General features: G+C 42.6%; 12 protein-coding genes. 11 read left to right on the top strand and 1 reads right to left on the bottom strand.

The genetic code is table 11. The features are described from left to right. Nucleotides 1–54: 54 nt before the first annotated feature. From BN3283_RS04735 to BN3283_RS04760, 6 genes are all read left to right on the top strand, one after another. Nucleotides 55–3,303: a SusC/RagA family TonB-linked outer membrane protein gene (locus BN3283_RS04735; RefSeq protein ID WP_434059167.1), complete on the top strand. Its 3,249-nt coding sequence runs from the start codon at nt 55–57 to the stop codon at nt 3,301–3,303. A gap of 16 nt (nt 3,304–3,319) precedes the next feature. Then, nucleotides 3,320–4,798 carry a RagB/SusD family nutrient uptake outer membrane protein gene (locus BN3283_RS04740; protein ID WP_059025836.1) on the top strand — a complete coding sequence of 493 codons (1,479 nt, stop codon included), beginning with the start codon at nt 3,320–3,322 and terminating at the stop codon, nt 4,796–4,798. Nucleotides 4,799–4,809: 11 nt separating this feature from the next. Next, complete coding sequence (locus tag BN3283_RS04745; RefSeq protein WP_147625541.1) at nt 4,810–5,496, top strand: hypothetical protein; 687 nt, start codon at nt 4,810–4,812, stop codon at nt 5,494–5,496. Nucleotides 5,497–5,512: 16 nt separating this feature from the next. After that, nucleotides 5,513–7,177, top strand: a complete 1,665-nt coding sequence (locus tag BN3283_RS04750; protein ID WP_286137523.1) for a PKD-like family lipoprotein — start codon at nt 5,513–5,515, stop codon at nt 7,175–7,177. A 163-nt stretch (nt 7,178–7,340) separates the two neighbouring features. Further along, nucleotides 7,341–7,943 carry a nitroreductase family protein gene (locus BN3283_RS04755; protein ID WP_041504007.1) on the top strand — a complete coding sequence of 201 codons (603 nt, stop codon included), beginning with the start codon at nt 7,341–7,343 and terminating at the stop codon, nt 7,941–7,943. A 228-nt stretch (nt 7,944–8,171) separates the two neighbouring features. After that, nucleotides 8,172–8,750 (top strand): RNA polymerase sigma-70 factor, encoded by a 579-nt coding sequence (locus BN3283_RS04760; RefSeq protein WP_286137524.1) that lies wholly within the window; start codon nt 8,172–8,174, stop codon nt 8,748–8,750. Between the two features lie 30 nt (nt 8,751–8,780). On the opposite strand, the gene BN3283_RS04765 is transcribed toward BN3283_RS04760, so the two are convergent. Continuing rightward, nucleotides 8,781–10,058: a KamA family radical SAM protein gene (locus tag BN3283_RS04765; RefSeq protein ID WP_059025839.1), complete on the bottom strand. Its 1,278-nt coding sequence runs from the start codon at nt 10,056–10,058 to the stop codon at nt 8,781–8,783. Nucleotides 10,059–10,365: 307 nt separating this feature from the next. On the opposite strand from BN3283_RS04765, the gene BN3283_RS04770 reads away from it, so the two are divergent. From BN3283_RS04770 to BN3283_RS04790, 5 genes are all read left to right on the top strand, one after another. Then, nucleotides 10,366–11,529: a FecR family protein gene (locus BN3283_RS04770; RefSeq protein WP_059025840.1), complete on the top strand. Its 1,164-nt coding sequence runs from the start codon at nt 10,366–10,368 to the stop codon at nt 11,527–11,529. A 92-nt stretch (nt 11,530–11,621) separates the two neighbouring features. Next, a complete protein-coding gene (locus BN3283_RS04775) occupies nt 11,622–15,044 on the top strand; it encodes a SusC/RagA family TonB-linked outer membrane protein (protein WP_082667071.1) in 3,423 nt (1,140 codons plus the stop codon). Nucleotides 15,045–15,060: 16 nt separating this feature from the next. After that, complete coding sequence (locus tag BN3283_RS04780) at nt 15,061–16,542, top strand: RagB/SusD family nutrient uptake outer membrane protein (protein ID WP_059025841.1); 1,482 nt, start codon at nt 15,061–15,063, stop codon at nt 16,540–16,542. Nucleotides 16,543–16,553: 11 nt separating this feature from the next. Further along, a complete protein-coding gene (locus BN3283_RS04785) occupies nt 16,554–17,249 on the top strand; it encodes a DUF4843 domain-containing protein (protein ID WP_286137525.1) in 696 nt (231 codons plus the stop codon). A 23-nt stretch (nt 17,250–17,272) separates the two neighbouring features. After that, complete coding sequence (locus BN3283_RS04790) at nt 17,273–18,961, top strand: PKD-like family lipoprotein (RefSeq protein ID WP_059025843.1); 1,689 nt, start codon at nt 17,273–17,275, stop codon at nt 18,959–18,961. Nucleotides 18,962–18,996 lie beyond the last annotated feature (35 nt).

The following is an 18,996-nucleotide window of genomic DNA, read 5'->3' on the forward strand; positions in this document are numbered from 1 at the left end:
ATTAAGGTTGAAAATGCGCACTTGAAAGAGGTATTCAAAGAGATAAAACAGAAAATGGGATACACTTTCGTTTTTAATGAACGTGTGGTAAACAAGGTTGGAAAAATTTCCCTGGATATTACTTCCGATAATGTAAAATTGATCATGGACAAGTGTTTGGAAGGTACCTCTTTAGGGTATTATATTCAGGATGGGGTGATTGTTATTTTGAGCAAAACGGATCCATCGGCCCGGCAGGTAAAAGAGGCGTTGAGGATCAAAGGAAAGGTGGTAGATCGGGACAGTCTTTCCATTCCGGGAGTTACGGTACTGTTACGGGGTACGACTATCGGAACGGCTACGGATAAGGATGGATTTTTTTCCATCGAAGTTCCTAAAACGGATAGTGTCGTGTTGGAATTTTCTTTCGTGGGTATGAAGAGAAAAGCAGTTGTGGTGAGAGGCACGGAAAAAGAGATAAAACTGTTATACGTGATGATGGAAGAGGATAAGGAGGAGTTGGGTGAAGTGGTCGTGACAGGTATGTTTAATCGTAGAAAAGAGGGATTTACCGGATCGGCCGTAACGGTCAAAGGGGAAGACATAAAAAAATTCAGCACGACCAATATAGCCAAGGCTTTATCGGCCATAGATCCCAGCTTTCGGATCATGGATGATATAGAGAACGGTTCCAATCCGAATCGATTGCCGGATTTGCGTATGCGGGGACAGGCCACATTACCCGGCGGAAGCAATGCCGGCACATCGGCTGATATGGTGACTTTGCAAGGAGAATACGATACCTATCCGAATAAGCCCCTGTTGATTTTAGATGGTTTTGAAATCGGTTTGCAGACCATGGTGGATATGGATCCGGACCGGGTAGAGTCCATTACCCTGCTGAAAGATGCGGCTGCAACGGCGATTTACGGATCGCGTGCTGCCAACGGGGTGATCGTGATCGAGTCCAAATCTCCGAAGGAGGGACGTTTGTGGGTGACTTACGGTGGTAATGTGCGTATCGAGACTCCCGATCTTTCCGATTATAATTTGATGAATGCAGCTGAAAAATTAGCCGTGGAGTTAAAAGCGGGGGTATACGATAACACACTTTCGTTAGAGGAGTTGGAACGTTATCAGGCAAAGTTGAGAGAGGTTAGACGGGGTGTGAATACCTATTGGTTGGATAAGCCTTTGAGAACAGCAGTTCAGCATCGCCATGCGCTGACACTGGAGGGAGGGGATAGGGCTTTACGTTATAAACTCTATTTCGGTGCCAATTTTACACCGGGGGTGATGAAAGGTTCCAAACGCAATACTATGACCGGATCTTTAGATTTACAATATCGTTTTAAAAAGGTGCTGTTAAAGAATAGCGTTACCGTTGATAATTCGCTCGGGGACGAATCGCCTTGGGGTGATTTTAGCGAATACACGAAACTGAATCCTTATTTACGTCCGTACGGTCCTAACGGTGAAATATTAAGGCGTTTGGACTCCTTTGATAACCAATTTCGCGGTTATGAAAATACGAGTTACGCGAACCCGATGTATGATGCCACGCTTCACACGAAAAACCGGACGACTAATTTCGGGGTGAGAGAGCAATTCAGCGTGGAATATAATCCGACGGATGATGTCCGCTTGACGGGAGCCTTTTCTCTTTCCAAAAACAATGGGAAAACCGATGTATTCCGGCCGGCACAGCATACGGCTTTCGATAAAGAGAAAGATCCGACTAAAAAAGGGGATTTCCGTCGTACGCAGAGAGAAAATCTCTCCTATTCATTGGATTTGACGGCCAGTTACAACAAACTGTTCGGACAGGTACATTACGTGACGGCAAATGCCAGAATGTCTGTCCAGGAAAGTCGTAACGAGAGTTACGGGGCTTACGTTACCGGTTTCCCGAACGAAAATATGGACGATATCCTTTTCGGTAAGAAATATAACGAAAAGATGACAGGAACGGAGAATACAAGTCGTTTGATCGGTTGGATCGGGAGTTTCGGTTATTCATATAACTACAAGTATTCCGTTGATTTCAATATTCGGTTGGACGGCTCTTCCCAGTTCGGTAAGGATAACCGGTTTGCTCCTTTCTGGTCGGCCGGTTTGCGGTGGGATGTGAAAAAGGAGCAGTTTATGTCCCGGATCGGTTTTATTTCCGATTTTGTTTTACGAGGATCTTACGGGGTGACCGGAACACAAGGATTCGCACCTTATCAATCCCGGGAACTCTATTCGTATGGGGAATTGTTAAAACCTTATGTATCTTCCGACGGAACGGGGGTTGAGTTGGTAGCCATGCCGAACGAAAAGTTGAAGTGGCAGCAGACGGATACCTGGAATTTAGCATTGGAGCTGGGAGTTTTAAAAGGACGGATTACGGCTCGTGCCGAATATTTTCAGAAATTAACCAAAAACTCTTTGACCCAGATTACGCTTGCTCCTTCGCTCGGTTTTGCTTCTTATCCGGAAAACATGGGGACTTTGGAGAATAAGGGAGTCGAATTGAATATCTCTTTTATTCCCTACCAGAATCCGGCTAAATCGGCTTATTGGATCATTTCGTTGAACGGTTCCCATAACACGGATAAATTGAAGAAAATATCCGAAGCCATGCGGAATATGAACCGGGTAAATTCCGATCAGATGAGTGATATCGGGACGGCCAAGAAGAACGGTTACAAACCGCTTCCGCATTACGAAGAGGGAGAATCTATCAACCGGATTTGGGTGGTGAAATCTTTGGGGATCGATCCGTCGACCGGAGCCGAGATTTTTATGAAGAGAAACGGAGAGATGACCGGTAAATGGGAGGCCGTGGATTTGGTTCCTTGTGGAAATACGGAACCCAAATGGCAGGGAAATATCAACTCTTCTTTCACCTATAAGGGGTTCGGGGTCAACGTGAGTTTTCGTTATAAATTCGGAGGTCAAATATATAATCAGACGTTGGTGGATAAAGTTGAAAATGCCGACCTGATGTATAATGCCGATAAACGGGTTTTGAATCTAAGATGGGATGAGGTCGGTCTGGCTGCCCGTTATAAAGGACTTTCCAGAGGAGTAAATGGGGCGGCGACCAAAGCAAGTTCACGTTTTATTATGGATGAAAATACTTTCCAAATGGGATCACTTTCCCTGAATTACCGTATGGATAAAACGAATGCGAAATATATCGATCGTTGGGGATTGAGTTCCGTGGGGGTGACCTTTAATATGGAGGATTTATTTTACCTCTCCACGGTAAAACAGGAGAGGGGATTGAGCTATCCTTTTGCCCGCCAATTCTCCTTTTCGTTAAATGTGTCGTTTTAATTAAAAATTTAAGCATATGAAAAATATAGTTAGCATAATACTGATCGCATGGAGTATCTCTTCTTGTTCCGATTGGCTGGATGTGCAACCGAAGACGGCTATTCCTGCCGATAAGTTATTTGAAACGGAATCGGGTTTTAGGGATGCTTTGACCGGATTCTATTTGAAAATGACTGATATCGGATTGTATGGCAAAGAGTTGAGTTATGGTTATATTGAGGCTTTGGCCTGTAATTATGACGGTTATCCCGAATTCGGAGGTTTGTCATGGAAACCGAGGATATACGAATACGACAATCTTTTTTTATCCAAAAAGGACGGTATCTATTTGAAGATGTACAATATCATTGTCAATATCAATAATTTTTTGGGCTATTTGGAGAAAAATCGTTCCGTTATTAAGACCGAACATTATTATGAAGTCATGAAAGCCGAGGCTTTGGGATTACGGGCGTTTTTGCATTTTGACCTGTTACGGTTATTCGGTCCTGTTTACAGGGTCAACCCGGCGGCGAAAGCGATCTCTTATCGAACGACTTTCGATCGGCAGGCCACTCCCGCCTTGCCCGCGAATCAAGTGGTGGACTTGTTGTTGAAAGATTTGCAAACGGCGGATTCTTTACTGGAGAAACATGATACCCGTTTCTTCTGGAAGAGTTACGAGAGAGAAGACGAACCGGGCTATGAGCTGTTTTTAGACCAGCGTCAGACCCGTATGAATGTATATGCTGTAAAAGCGATGTTGGCAAGGGTGTATTGTTATAAAGGGGATGACGAAAGCAAATCGAAGGCTGTGAAATATGCCAATGAAGTGATCGAAGCTCCCTATTTCGAATTGTATAAAAATGCAAGATCCTTTTTATACGATGAACAGATTTTCGGATTGTATATTTATGAATATGACAAGATCATTACCGAACATTTCAACACGACTATCGATAATACTTCCGCCGGGCAACATTTTTCCATCGCGAAAAGCAGGTTTGAAAAGATGTATGAATGGGGAGAAGGGGGGAATTCGGATTGGCGTTCTCAATCCCAATGTTTTAAGGATAAGAACGAGGGGGAGGGATATAAGTATTGCCGAAAATACGAACAGGACGGCCTGTCCGATTATAACGGAAAGGATATGCTGGCTTTGATCCGTTTACCTGAAATGTATTATATCGTGGCGGAGTGTGCGGATGCTGCCACGAGTGCGGAAGCATTGAATACGGTGAGATGGGCTCGGGGGATTTCTTATGATGACGAGATTATTGCAGGTGCGCATTACGATCGGTTGGATACCCGTCCGAAGTACGACAATTCACAGACTTTTAGAGTAAACGAGATCATGAAGGAGTACAGGAAGGAGTTTTATGCCGAAGGAAAGCTTTTCTATTTTTATAAGCTGCATAATTACGTGACTTACGAGGGGGCTCCTTTAAAAGACGTGAGGGACAAATACCGGTGGCCGTTACCGGACGATGAAATCATATTTGGTAATAACGATTAATACGACAGATGATGAAAAAATATAAGTTTTTAATAGGGATGCTGATATTGAGTTTAGGTTATATCGGATGCGAAAAAAACGAAATAGCACTTTATGACGAATCGCCCCGGATCAATTTTCTGTGGAATGCACGAAATTATACCTTTCGGGATACGGATTACGTGAAAGGTCATGAATACCACGAGTTGAAAATAGAAGTGCAGTTACAAGGGTATTTGTTACAAAAGCCCTTGGACTTCGTGATTGAAGCTCAGGCAGGGAAAGCTTACGAAACTCGGGCGGAGATCGTGTTGCCCCAGAAGTATACTTATACCGCTTTGGATACCAATACGCAATGGATCGTTTTTAGCGTGAAACGCCCGGAAAAACCGACTCCGACAAACGAGCCGGAGGGGGCTATCCTGAAATTCGATCAGACCGATCCGGCCCATCAGTTTGCTTCCGGACGGGTGGATATAGATTCCTGTCGTATCGAAGTGTATTATAATATTACGCCGACCGGTGCAACTTGGAATGCAACCTGGTGGGGAGAATACAGTACCGGTAAATATTTTTTTATGATGGATTATTTCAAAGCGGTATACAAGGATATGGATCGGGGAAGATTGACAGAGTTAAAGCAAGCTTATGAAGAGTACAAACAGGCTCATGGTCCGGTTCTCGATGACGAAGGAGAAGAAATCACATTCCCGAATTAATTTAAAAGAAGACGTTATGAAAAAGAGAATGAAAAATATGATTTTATGGGTAATTGGCCTTTTACTGTTTTCCGCGTGTTACGACGACAAAGGGTCATATGATTATCACGATATAAACGAGGTCGCTATTACTCTTCCTACTTCGCAAGGCGTGCGTTTGCCTAAAGTGGATTCCGTACTCGTTGAAATTACACCGGATTTGAAACAGACTCTGGTGGAAAACGAGTCGGATCTGGTTTTTCTTTGGGAGAAGAAATTGGAAAAAGATATGATGAATAATTGGGAAATTTGTGGACATGAAAAAACGTGTCGAATTTATATTAAACCGGAAGATACCGAAGATATTCGTTTGCGTTTGAACTTAAAAGATAATACCGAAGGAACAACCTGGTATAAAGAGATGGTTTTAAAGATAATTCAACCTTATAGTAGTACCTGGTTCGTTTTGCAGGACGATGGTGGTAAAGCTGTGTTAGGTGTCGTTGACGGGGAGGGTTTATCCGCGGTCGTCATTCGGGATGCCTACAAAGAGGATACCGGAAAAGAATGGACCGTAAAGGGAGTTCCGCAATGTTTAACGGGCAATAGAATTTACGGAAGTCCGATGAATTTTCTTCCTCCGTTTATGGGGTTTAACCCGATCGTGCAACGGACTGTCATGGCTTTAACAGACGAGAATATGGAAGTGATGGATGCTTCAACTTTTGAAACGGTCTGGTCGTTGGATGAAATGTTGATGCAGGAGGGAATAATCTTCTCTCCCCGGTATTTGATTTCGCGGGATGGAAGTAGCGGGGGAGAGATGTTAATAAATGCCGGGAAAGTATACTATGCTAATATGGACGGATATTCTGTTTATAACTCGACGAAAGTAGAAGATGGAACTTCTTATCGTGTTGAAGTCGGGGGAAATGCAAAAAGTAGATTTTTCGTGTACGACGAAGAAAATCATCGGTTTCTAAATTTTGCAAAAGAGTGGAGTGATAATTTGGAAAGGAATATAAACAAATATATCAGAACATCAGATCGTAAATTTGTGGATGCTCCGATTTCATTAGAGTTTATCGGAGAAAACAAGGAAAATGAGGATACGAAAAATCTTTTTGATCCGGATAAGATAGACCCGGCTTTCAAAATGGTTGCTATGAGTGAAATGTCAGGTGGAGAAAAATTGCTGGCTTTTAGTACAGATGTTGCCGAGCGGAAAATTCATGTATTTGAATTCTCTTTGGCTGGTTGGATTTCCGGAGATAAGAGTCATGCCCGTTGTTCCGGTAAATTTGAAATTCCTTTTCCGGAAGGTTCAACGGGAGAAGAGTTATGTTTTATTACTTCTCGAGGTTTTGATCGTATATTCTTTATGGCTTCCGGAAATAAAATCTACAAGGTGGATTTAAATCGATCCACGCCTAAAATGACGATAGTATACGAGCATGAACATGCAGGGGTGACAATAACAAATATGAAATTCAAGTATTATTATAATTTGTACGATTGGGAGAGTGAGTCGGAGATCCCGTATGCTCGTGTGTTGGCCGCCGTGTTGGATTACGGAACCGACTCGGGAGGAATTGTAGAGATGCAATTGAATACCGCGGGAGACGTGGACCGGAATTTAAATAACACGTTTGAATATAAAGGATTTGGAAAGGTCGTGGATATTTGTTATACTTTCAAATAATTTATAGGAAATAAATTATGGATATTTCTTCGTTCCATTAGAAGCGAGTCAGTTTCTTGAAAGGGGCCGTCGGTGTTTAGACGGCTCTTTTCGATTTGCGGTATAATTAAGTAATCTTTTTTAGAAAAATTTCGTATATTGTAAAAAATGAAATTAAGAGATTATGGAAAGAAGTTTGAAAGAGGCGTTAAAGCTTAGAAGAAGCTATTACGCCGTCAGTAATAAATCGCTCATCTCGGACGAAGAGATTGAAAATATAGTAAAATTTGCCGTAAAGCATGTTCCTTCTGCTTTTAATTCACAATCTACCCGTTTGGTACTTTTGTTGGGAGAACAGCATCGGAAATTTTGGGACATCGTGAAAGAAACCCTGAGAAAGATTGTTTCAGCCGAGGCATTTAAGGCGACGGAGACAAAGGTCGATACCTCGTTTAAGGCCGGATACGGTACGGTATTGTTTTTTGAAGACCGGACGATCGTGGAGGGATTGCAAAAAGCATTTCCACTTTATCATGAAAAATTTCCGATTTGGTCTCAACATACATCTGCCATGCATCAGTTAGCTGTATGGGCGATGTTGGAAGATGCCGGTTTCGGAGCTTCCCTCCAACATTATAATCCACTGGTAGATAAAGCAGTCATGGCGGAGTGGAAACTTCCTGAAAATTGGGAATTAGTGGCACAAATGCCGTTTGGCGTACCTCTTCAGGAACCCGGACAAAAAGAATTCAATCCGATAGAGGAACGCGTGAGGGTTTTTAAATAATTTGTTCGAGAGGGAATTTCCCTCTCGAATTTTATTATATTCTCGATAGATCCGTTTAAGAACCTATATTTTATTGATATGAATCGAATGCTACGATTGGAGTATGATTGCTCTATGTCTATTCGAGGATATCAATTTCCCCCGATAGGTATGGAAAATATTTATTATTCCAAATTTTATTGCATATCGTATAAAAACATGTATTTTTGGATGTGTAAATTGATGTGAATGTCGAATAACGTGCGTTATACAGATGAGTACATGGATCCTGAAATATTGGATGTCGAATGTCCGAAGGTATTCGAGAACGTGTTTCATGAATATTACGCTTCGCTTTGTTATTTTGCCAATAAATTTGTACATGATCAGGAAGTGTCAAAAGATGTCGTGCAGGACGTATTTATCAGTTTGTGGGAGTCGAGTAATAAGTTTGGCAATCTGATAGCGTTAAAATCATTTTTATATAGTTGTGTACAAAACAGAGCTTTAAATTATTTGGAAAAACGAAATAATCGGGAAAAGGCTAATCGGAAATTAGGAGAACCCGCGTATGAGGAGGAAAAAGTATTTTGTATGCAGGTAGAAGCGGATGTTTTTAAAGAGATATTTGTTATAATAGAAGAACTGCCTGCCGAATGTAAGCGGATCTTCAAAATGAGTTATATTGAATTTTTGGATATAAAGACAATCTGCAAGCAGTTGCATATAGCCGAAACAACCGTTAAAACGCAACGTCGACGAGCTAAAAAATTTTTACGGGAACGTTTAAAGCATTTGTATCCTGTTCTTGCCTTTTTGTTTTATTGATTTCAACATGTGCCGTATTTTTTGAAGGGATTATTTTTCAAAAAAGAATTTTTCTTCGCCGAATGCCGGGTGAAGTTGATCAAACCAGGTGGCATAGGGATCATATCGGGCGAAAAAAGGAACATCCACCCACCGGGATTTTTTTCCTTGCAAAAAGCGTAATACGAATATTTTTTCTCCTTTTACTTCGCTCATGCCCACTATTTGGATTTTTCCCGGTTCCGTACTCATGCTTGGTCCTCGCACCGTACGACACACACCGCTAACGTGACTGTATGCATCGCGGAATATACGCCAACAGCGTTCCAACGGAAGTTCAAAAAATGTTTTTGATCCGGTGTCCCGGGCTACAAACATATAATAGGGGATCATGTTCATATCTACTTGTTTTCTCCACATTTCACTCCAAATTTCGGGTTTGTCGTTTATATGTTTAAGCAGGGGAGATTGCGTCCTTATCTGCGCCCCGGTATTGCGTATCCGTTGTACGGCCTCTTTTACCGCGGAGGTAGATAGTTCCGCCGGATGGTTGAAGTGGGCCTGGATGGCTAAATTGCGTCCCGAGGCGACCACTTGCCGGAATAACGCTAACAGTTCGGGAGCATCCTTGTCAGACAGGTAACGATACGGCCAATAAGCTAAGGACTTTGTACCGATACGAATGGTACGGATATGGGAGAATCGTTCGGATAACAGGGGAAGAATATAGGATGTTAATATAGAGGCTGACATAGTCATGGGATCGCCTCCGGTAAACAGTATATCGCTGACCTTTTTGTGACTGTCCAGGTATTGATAAAGCAGGTCAGCCTCTTTCATGTGAAATTTTAAAGAACTCATTCCCGAAAATTGCGGCCAGCGGAAACAGAAGGTGCAATAGGCGTGGCAGGTTTGTCCTTGTGCCGGAAAAAACAGGACGGTTTCTCGGTATTTGTGTTGTACTCCTTTGAGTTTTACCTCTCCCAGCATGGGGATATTGTACTCTTGTCCGGCCGGATTCGGATTCAATCTTATACGGATTTTTTCGATCTCTCTCTTTAATATCTCTTCATCTGCCTTGTTTTCCAATAGAAATTTGACCTTATTGTAAGCGGTGGCGGGTAGCATCTCACTACGGGGAAAAGTAAGAGTGAATATGGGATCGTCAGGAATATTGCCCCAGTTGATCAGTTCATCGATGACGTAATTATTGGTCTTAAATGGCAACACTCGCCCGACAACTTCAATGGCTTCTATTTGTGCCGGCGTTAATTTTGAGAGTTGAGGAATCGCTTTGTAATTATGGAGAGTAAAAGAATTATATTCCATTATTTTTATCGGTTTTAGTACATTATCTACAAATATATGATTTTTTTCTATCAATATAGAATATAATGTGTTAATATTTAATTATTTGCGGTATCGATTCTATTTAATAGCTTGCGGTTTCCTGTATTTTCCCGGAAAATTTAAAAATATGTTTAATGTTATTGGGATGCAATTTGTTAATTCATAGTGTTTTGAATCACTGATTCGTTTGTTTCTCATTTTATCGGATTCGGTTTGCATAAAATAGATCACTGTTTTTGTCCTCCTTTTTCTTTTTTACCTGTTTTATAATGAAAATGGATGAAATATGGTTTTGAATTCAAAACGGAATAAGATTGTGGATCTGATACTGACTTATTTGAAAGGAGAATTGGGAGTGGATCAGGAAGAAGAGTTGACGAAATGGCTCCGAGAGAGTGAGGAGAATCGATTTTTATTCGATCGATTGACGGACGTAACGTATGTAGAAAAGGGGATGAGGGAGTTTCGACGCTATGATTCGAAAGAAGATTGGGAAAAAGTGGAGAGACGAATCGGTTTCTCTTACCGGAGGCCGAAGTTTCGCTTTTGGAGATGTGTTGCTATGATTGTTGTTTTGATGTGTGTAGGTGGTATCTTTTTTTATTTATCGGAAAGAGGGAATCCCGTAATCGAAAATGCCGGGCTACCTATTTCTATTCTTCCGGGATCTTCAAAAGCCTTATTGGTATTGGAAAACGGAGAGGTGGTACCTCTTACGGCAGAATATGATTCTGTTTGTAGGGAGTTGAAAGGGGAAAATTTTGTCAATGACGGAAAAAGGCTGCTCTACATCGACACTCTCGTAACCGAAGAGGCGAAATGGCATACACTGAAAGTTCCCCGTGGCGGAGAGTACATGTTGTGTATGGCAGACGGAACAAAAGTGATTTTGAATGCAGATTCGAAAATCCGCTATCCGGATCGTTTTGCGGGAGACCAACGTTTGGTCGAGTTAGAGGGTGAAGCTTTTTTTGAAGTTCGAAAAGACACTCTAAAACCTTTTATCGTGCAAACGAATCGATTGAAAGTACGGGTTTTAGGGACTGTTTTTAATTTGAAAGCTTATCCGGACGAGTTACAACAAACGACGCTTGTAGAGGGAAAGGTACGGATTACTGCGGGGGATGAGGAAGTGGAATTACGACCGGGCGATCGGGCGACCTGCTGGGATGAAAAATTGAAGGTGGAACAGGTAGACGTACGTTCTTGTATAGCATGGGTAGAACGACGTTTCGTTTTTGAAAACGAGTTTTTACCGTCGGTATTGAAAAAATTAGAACGTTGGTATGATGTTCGGATATCTATTGAGGATGCTTCCTTACGAGAGATCAGATTTACGGGTAATCTGCCGAAATACGAGAGTATTGATAAAGTTTTTGAGATATTGGAATTAACCGCTCGATTACGTTTTGAATGGAACGGAAGAACTTTGATTGTTCGAAAAGAGTGAAACAAACAGGAAAGTGGGCAAACACTTTCCTGTTAATCGATAACAGTCATGTGATAACATGACTATTGTTAACTATAAAGCGTTACGAATTTATGAAAAAAAATCGAGATGTTGACACGATTAACTATAAGCGTGTCATACGAAAAAAAGTATGGTGCAGGCGAGTCTTTCTTTACCTTTTGGTTTTGGGATTTATCTCAGTTGCTGAGAGAGCTGCAGCACAAGTACGTTTAAGTATGAAGATGAAGAATACGACATTGAAGGTCGTGTTTGAAGAGATCACTCGTCAAACGGGATACGAGTTCGTGTATAGCAATAATGAAATAGAGAGGGTGGGGAAGATAGACGTGGTTTCTAAAGATCGGAACGTGGAAGAGGTGTTGGCCGATTGTTTGAAAGGAACCGAGTTGTGGTATAAGATTGAAGATAAGATCGTGATTATCTCTCCTAAATTGCAGAAACAAGAAAAGAAGAATATTAAATCAAAAGTAGTAAAAGGAAGGGTGGCGGATCAAAAAGGTTTGTCTTTACCGGGAGTAACGGTCGTTATAAAAGGGACTCATTTGGGGCAGGCTACCGATTCGAGCGGTTTTTTTTCCCTGTTGGTTCCGGATACGACCCGGGCGGAACTTGTGTTTTCTTTTGTAGGGATGGAGACACGGGTCATTCCGTTTGAAGACATACCTAAAACGGGAGAGTGGGTAGTTAAGATGAAGGTGAACCGTGAGGAATTATCGGAAGTGGTCGTGACCGGTATGTTTAATCGTCGTAAGGAGGGATTTACCGGATCGGCTGTTACCGTGAAAGGTGAGGAGTTGAAAAAAATCAGTACGACCAATATAGCGAAAGCCTTGGCGGCCATAGATCCGAGTTTTCGTGTCATGGAGGATATCGAAAACGGATCCAATCCGAATCGTTTGCCCGATTTGCGGATGCGGGGACAAGCTACTTTGCCGGGCGGTAATGCGGGGGCTTCCGCCAATGTGGTCACTTTGCAGGGAGAATACGCCACTTATCCCAATCAACCCTTATTGATTATGGACGGTTTCGAAATCGATTTGCAGACGATGGTGGATTTGGATCCGGACCGGGTGGAGTCTATCACGTTGTTGAAAGATGCGGCGGCAACGGCTATTTACGGCTCTAAGGCTGCTAACGGGGTAATCGTGATTGAAACCAAGATTCCTAAAGAAGGCCGTCTTTGGGTGACATACGGCGGGAATGTTCGGGTAGAAACACCGGATTTGTCCGATTACAATTTGATGAATGCCGCAGAAAAGTTGGAGGCTGAACGAAGAGCCGGTTTTTACCGGGATAACGGGAGTGTCGATAATTTTGCGTTGGTGTTATACCAGGAGAAGATGAGGGAGGTAAAACGAGGGGTAAACACCTATTGGTTGGATAAACCCTTACGGACGGCCGTGCAGCAAAGGCATTCGCTGACGTTGGAGGGTGGAGACAGGGCTTTGCGTTATAGGCTATATGCCGGAGTCAATTTTACACCGGGGGTAATGAAGGGGTCTAAACGAAATACGATGACCGGATCATTGGATTTGCAATATCGTTTTCAGAAATTATTGCTAAAGAATAGTATTACCGTTAATAGTACTGTCGGAGATGAGTCTCCTTGGGGAAATTTCAGCGAATACACGAGATTGAATCCTTATTTACGTCCGTACGGGGAGAACGGAGAGGTGCTGAAACGCTTGGACCGATTCGACGGGATGATACGGGGAACGACGGCGGTTTTGGATTATGCCAATCCCATGTATAACACGACCTTTCACACGAGAAACAGGACGATGGGTTTCGGGGTGCGTAATCTGTTTAAAATAGAGTATAATCCGTTGGAGAGCATGCGTTTGGAAGGGAGTTTCTCCTTGTCCAAAAGCAATGGGAAGACGGATGTTTTTCGTCCCGCGCAGCATACGGCGTTTATCGGAATTGCGGATCCTTCTTTGCGCGGTGATTTTCGCCGGACGCAGCAGGAGGAGTTTAGTTATGCATTGGATCTTACCGGAAGTTATAATAAGTTGTTCGGAGGAGTCCATTACTTTACCGGTAATGTCCGTATGTCTGTGCAGGAGACGCAAAATAGCAATTATGGAGCCTACGTGACCGGGTTTCCCAATGATAATATGGATGATATCCTTTTCGGTAAAAAGTACGACGAGAAAATGACCGGGATGGAGAACACTTCCCGTTTGATCGGCTGGGTTGCGACTTTGGGATATTCCTATAACTACAAATATTCGGTTGATTTTAATATTCGGGCAGACGGCTCTTCTCTGTTCGGCAAAGACAATAGGTTTGCGCCTTTTTGGTCTGCAGGATTACGTTGGGATGTGAAAAAAGAGCTTTTTATGTCCCGGATCGGCTTTATTTCCGATTTTGTTTTACGGGGATCTTACGGGGTTACGGGAACTCAGGGATTTGCGCCTTACCAATCCCGGGAATTGTATACTTACGGGGTCTTGTTGAAGCCCTATTTGGCTTCCGACGGAACCGGGGCCGAGTTGGTGGCTATGCCGAACGAAAAGTTGAAGTGGCAACAGACGGAAACATGGAATGTAGCTTGGGAGCTGGGGCTGTTCGACGGACGGATCACTGCTCGGGCGGAGTTTTTTCGTAAACGGACCAAAAACTCATTAACGGATATAACGATTGCTCCTTCGTCGGGTTTTACTTCTTATCCTGAAAATATGGGTACGATTGAAAACAAGGGAGTGGAGCTGAATCTCTCTTTTATTCCCTATCGGGATGCGGAAAAGGCTGCTTACTGGATTGTTTCCGTGAATGGTTCCCATAATAGAGATAAACTGAAAAAGATTTCGGAAGCACTAAGAAATATGAATGCCGTTAATGCCGAAAAATTGAAAGATTCGCCACTCCCCCGTTATGAGGAAGGAGAGTCGATGAATCGTATTTGGGTGGTGAAATCTTTGGGGATCGATCCGGCTACCGGAGAAGAAATCTTTCTAAGAAGAAACGGGAACGTGACCGGGACTTGGGATCCAATAGATATGGTCGCCTGCGGAAATACGGAACCTCGCTGGCGGGGAAGTCTCAATTCTTCGTTTACCTATAAGGGTTTCGGGATGAATATGAGTTTTGCCTACAAGTTCGGAGGACAGATGTATAATCAAACATTGGTGGATAAGGTCGAGAATGCGGATTTGATGTACAATGCGGATAAACGGGTATTGGATTTGAGGTGGAAGAAGAAGGGGGATCGGGTGAAGTATAAAAAGATTTCGCCGGCTGCGGAGGGATCGAAAACGAAAGCCAGTTCTCGTTTCGTGATGGATGAAAATACCCTTCAGATGACCTCTCTTTCTTTCAGTTACCGGATGGATAAAACCAACGCAAAATATATCGAACGTTGGGGGATGAATTCAGTAAACCTGGCTTTTAATATGGAGGATTTGTTTTATCTCTCTTCTATAAAACAAGAACGGGGATTGAAATATCCTTTTGCCCGTCAGTTCTCGTTGTCGTTGAATGTTGCCTTTTAATTAAAACTTTCTGGATATGAAAAGAATAGATATAATACTCGTTTTGGCTTTCGGGATTACTGCTTGTGCCGATTGGTTGGACGTACAACCGAAAACGGCTATTCCGGGAGATAAGATGTTCGAATCCGAAGCCGGATTTAAAGACGTGCTAACCGGTTTTTATTTGAAGATGGGTTCCGAGAATCTGTATGCCAAAGAATTGACGTACGGATACCTGGAACTGCTTTCGGGGAATTATGATAATTATCCGGGATCTAAAAGTTTGGATAAAACACAGATGTATGAATATGACGGGCTTTATCTGGATCTTAAGAATAAGATTTACTTGGAAATGTATAACATCATTGCCAATATTAATAATTTCCTGAAGTATTTAGAGAAAAATCGTTCGGTAATTAAAACAAACCATTATTACGAGATGATGAAGGGAGAGGCTCTGGGGCTGCGGGCGTTTCTGCATTTCGATTTATTACGTTTGTTCGGACCGGTATACAGTGCGAATTCTTCTGAAAAAACAATTCCTTACCGGAAAGAGCTTAACGAGAAGGCTCCTCCTCGTTTGACGGCAGATGAAGTTATTATTCATATTTTGACGGATTTGCAGGAAGCCAATGATTTATTGGAACAACACGATCCCCAACGTTTCGGTTATCCGGATCTTATGGATATAGATTATGACGCTTTCGTGAATCAACGGCAGTTGCGCATGAATTTGTATGCCGTAAAGGCTGTTCTGGCAAGAGTTTACAGTTATAAAGGAGACGAAGAGAGCAAGGGAAAAGCCGTACGATACGCGAGGGAGGTTATTAATGCTCCCTATTTTAAGTTAAGTGAGTCCAATCATACTCTCGTACTTTACGAGGAGCATGTTTTCGGTTTACACGTGTATGAATTTAACAAATTGATAGATAGTTATTTTAGTGATAACGAATTTGTCGGGTCGATATGGGATCACACTTTTATCATGGAAGGGAATTTTAATGCCTTGTACGAGTTTTTAGGGGGTGGAGCAACCGATTTCAGGGCTCAGAATAGTACCTTCAAATCGGTATTAACAAATGGCCGGGTGTATAAATTATGCCGGAAATACAACCAATCCGGTTATCGGGATGACTATTCCGGTAAAAATATCGTTCCCTTGATCCGGCTTTCGGAGATGTATTATATCGTTGCCGAGTGTGAAAATGACAAAGTTAAAAGTGCCGAAGCGTTGAATACGGTACGTTGGACAAGAGGTATCTCTTACATGGACGAAATTATGGCAAATGATAATTACGACCGTCCGGATACCCGTCCGGGATATGACAATACCCAGACGGTCAGGATAAACGAGATCATGAAGGAGTATCGGAAGGACTTCTACGCGGAAGGTAAGTTGTTTTATTTTTATAAACACCGGAACTATAAAACATTCGATCGATGTCCCTTAACCGATGTCCGGGGAAAATACCGGTGGCCCGTTCCGGATAACGAACTAATTTTTGGCAATAATAATTAAGCATGAACGATATGAAAAGATATAAATTTTTAGTGCTGGCTTTACTTATCGGTGCTCTTTACGTTAGTTGTACCGAGCATGAGATAGCCTTGTACGACGGGGCGGAATGTATCAATTTTCATTCCTCCAAGATTGCTTATACTTTTCGGGATTCCGATTACGTCAAAGGACGGGAGTGGGTTGAATTGGCCGTGGTGGTAGAGATACAGGGAGATGTGAAAAAATCCCGGGATTTTTGCCTGACGACAGAGGTGAATAGCAGTTATACGGATAAGGCCCATGTTGAAGCGGAAGATAAGTATACTTATACGGCGTTGGATACCATTACTCAATCCGTGACGATACGGGCCGAACGCCCGGAAAAGGTAACGACACAAGAACCTTGGGGAGTGAATATAGTTTTTGACGTAAATAATCCTTTACACCGATTTGCACCGGGGCGGGAGGATCGGCGTGCCTGTAAAGTGGAGATTCACTATAAGATAAGACCGGATGGTTGGCTATCGTTTTTTTGGGGAAAATATTCGGACGGGAAGTACCTTTTCATGATGGATGTTCTCCGAAAAGCTTATAGGGAAATCCCGTTGATCGGCTCTGTCATATTAGCCGAAAGGGAAAAAGTGAGAACGGCATATACCGAATATTTAAAGACAAATCCTCCCTTGTTGGATGAGGACGGTGGTGAAATCGTTTTCGATAGGCAATAGTGATGAATTTAAAATGATACGTTATGAAAATACAAAGAAAAATGATATTCCTGTTCGGGATTTTGTTATTGGTTTATGGGTGTTATGATGATAAGGGCTCGTACGATTATCATAACATCAATGAGGTCGTAGTCGATTTACCGGCAGCCGTGGGAGTCCGGTTATTAAAAAACGATTCGGTTCCGGTAGATTTGAATCCTAAATTGACTCAAACACAGTTACAGAATGAAACGAATCTGAGTTTTAAATGGGAAATAAAAGAGTCTTTGGAGGGTTGGCGTTTATGCGGGGAGGAAAAGAGCTGTCGTATCTGGTTGCAGCCGGAAGAGGTGAGTCCGTTTACCGTACGTTTGACAATAACGGATCAGAGTCCGGAAGGTACGGTATGGTATCGGATGGTAACGGTAACTCCCATACCTCCTTACAACAGATGTTGGTTTGTATTGCAGGAGGTAAATGGGCGTAGTGTGTTGGGAGCCGTCGATGGTATGGGGGAGAGTGCTATGGTTATTCCCGATGCTTATCGGACGGATGTGGGAAAAGAGCTGTCTTTGGAAGGGAACCCAAAAGTGTTGGTGAGTAATATACGCTATGGAGATGCTTGGGGCGGAGTTTTTTCTCCAGGTAGACCTGTCGTTATTTTAATGACGGACCGGGATGCCGTTATGTTGAACGCCTCTACTTTCGGCGTGGAGTATATGCTTGAAGATATGCTGTACGGAAAGAAATTGGACGGAGATACGGACTTCATTCCCGAATTCGTATTTTCCAGAACTCAGGTATCCGGAGAGATGATCATCGATCGGGGAGAGCTGTATCATGCCCAGGCTGACGGTTTTTCCGTCTACTATCCGACGGTTCTGACTCGAGGAGATAAGACGGATTTTCGGGCTAAAATGGCCTGTTCTGCCTATGAGTATTTTGTTGTCTATGACGATTTGAATCATCGTTTTTTGGGCTTTAGGGAGGGAATGTCGTATTATGATGCGGAGAATAATCAATTATTCAGGACGACAGGATCCTCCGGTCTTTATGAATCCGGGAAAAAATTCGAATTGGCATTGATCCCGGAGAAAGAGAAAGCTCCGAATGTTTTTGATCCCAACAATATAGGGAGCGACAAAGTGATGTTGGATATGGGAGTTACGGCGCAGAAAGAGGATACCTACGGGAAGATATTGTCTTTTGCCTATAGCCGGACGGATCATGGGGTATATGTTTACGAGATCAATGTCGATGCCGACAAGCCTGCTCCCTATGGAAACGAGAGTAATATTCCCTGGTGTTCCGGTAAGTTTAAAGTCGCTTTACCTGCCGGGGTCGATTATGAAAATTTGTGTTTTACCACGTCTTATCTATGGGACCGTCTGTTTTTTATGGCGGCCGGAAATAAGATATACAAGGTGGATTTAAACAGGCTGATTCCTACGACGACAGTTATTTATGAACACCCCGATCCTACGGTGAAAATCGTGCGATTGAAGTTTCGTTTGAACTATTTTACCCATTATGTGTATAACGAGGATTGGAAAGCGTACATAAAAGAGGGACTTCCTTATCTTTTGGGAGCGGCTTTCAACTACAGTGCCGATCAAGGTGGATTGGTCGAGATGAAACTAACCTCTTCCGGAGATATCTTGCGGGATGAAAATAGTATTCACGAATTCAAAGGTTTCGGGAAAATTGTCGACATAGGGTCTAATATTAAATAATTTATCGATGAGCGGGGAATTCCCTCAAATTTTGG

The organism is Gabonibacter massiliensis (assembly GCA_001487125.1).
GTDB lineage: Bacteria > Bacteroidota > Bacteroidia > Bacteroidales > Marinifilaceae > Gabonibacter > Gabonibacter massiliensis.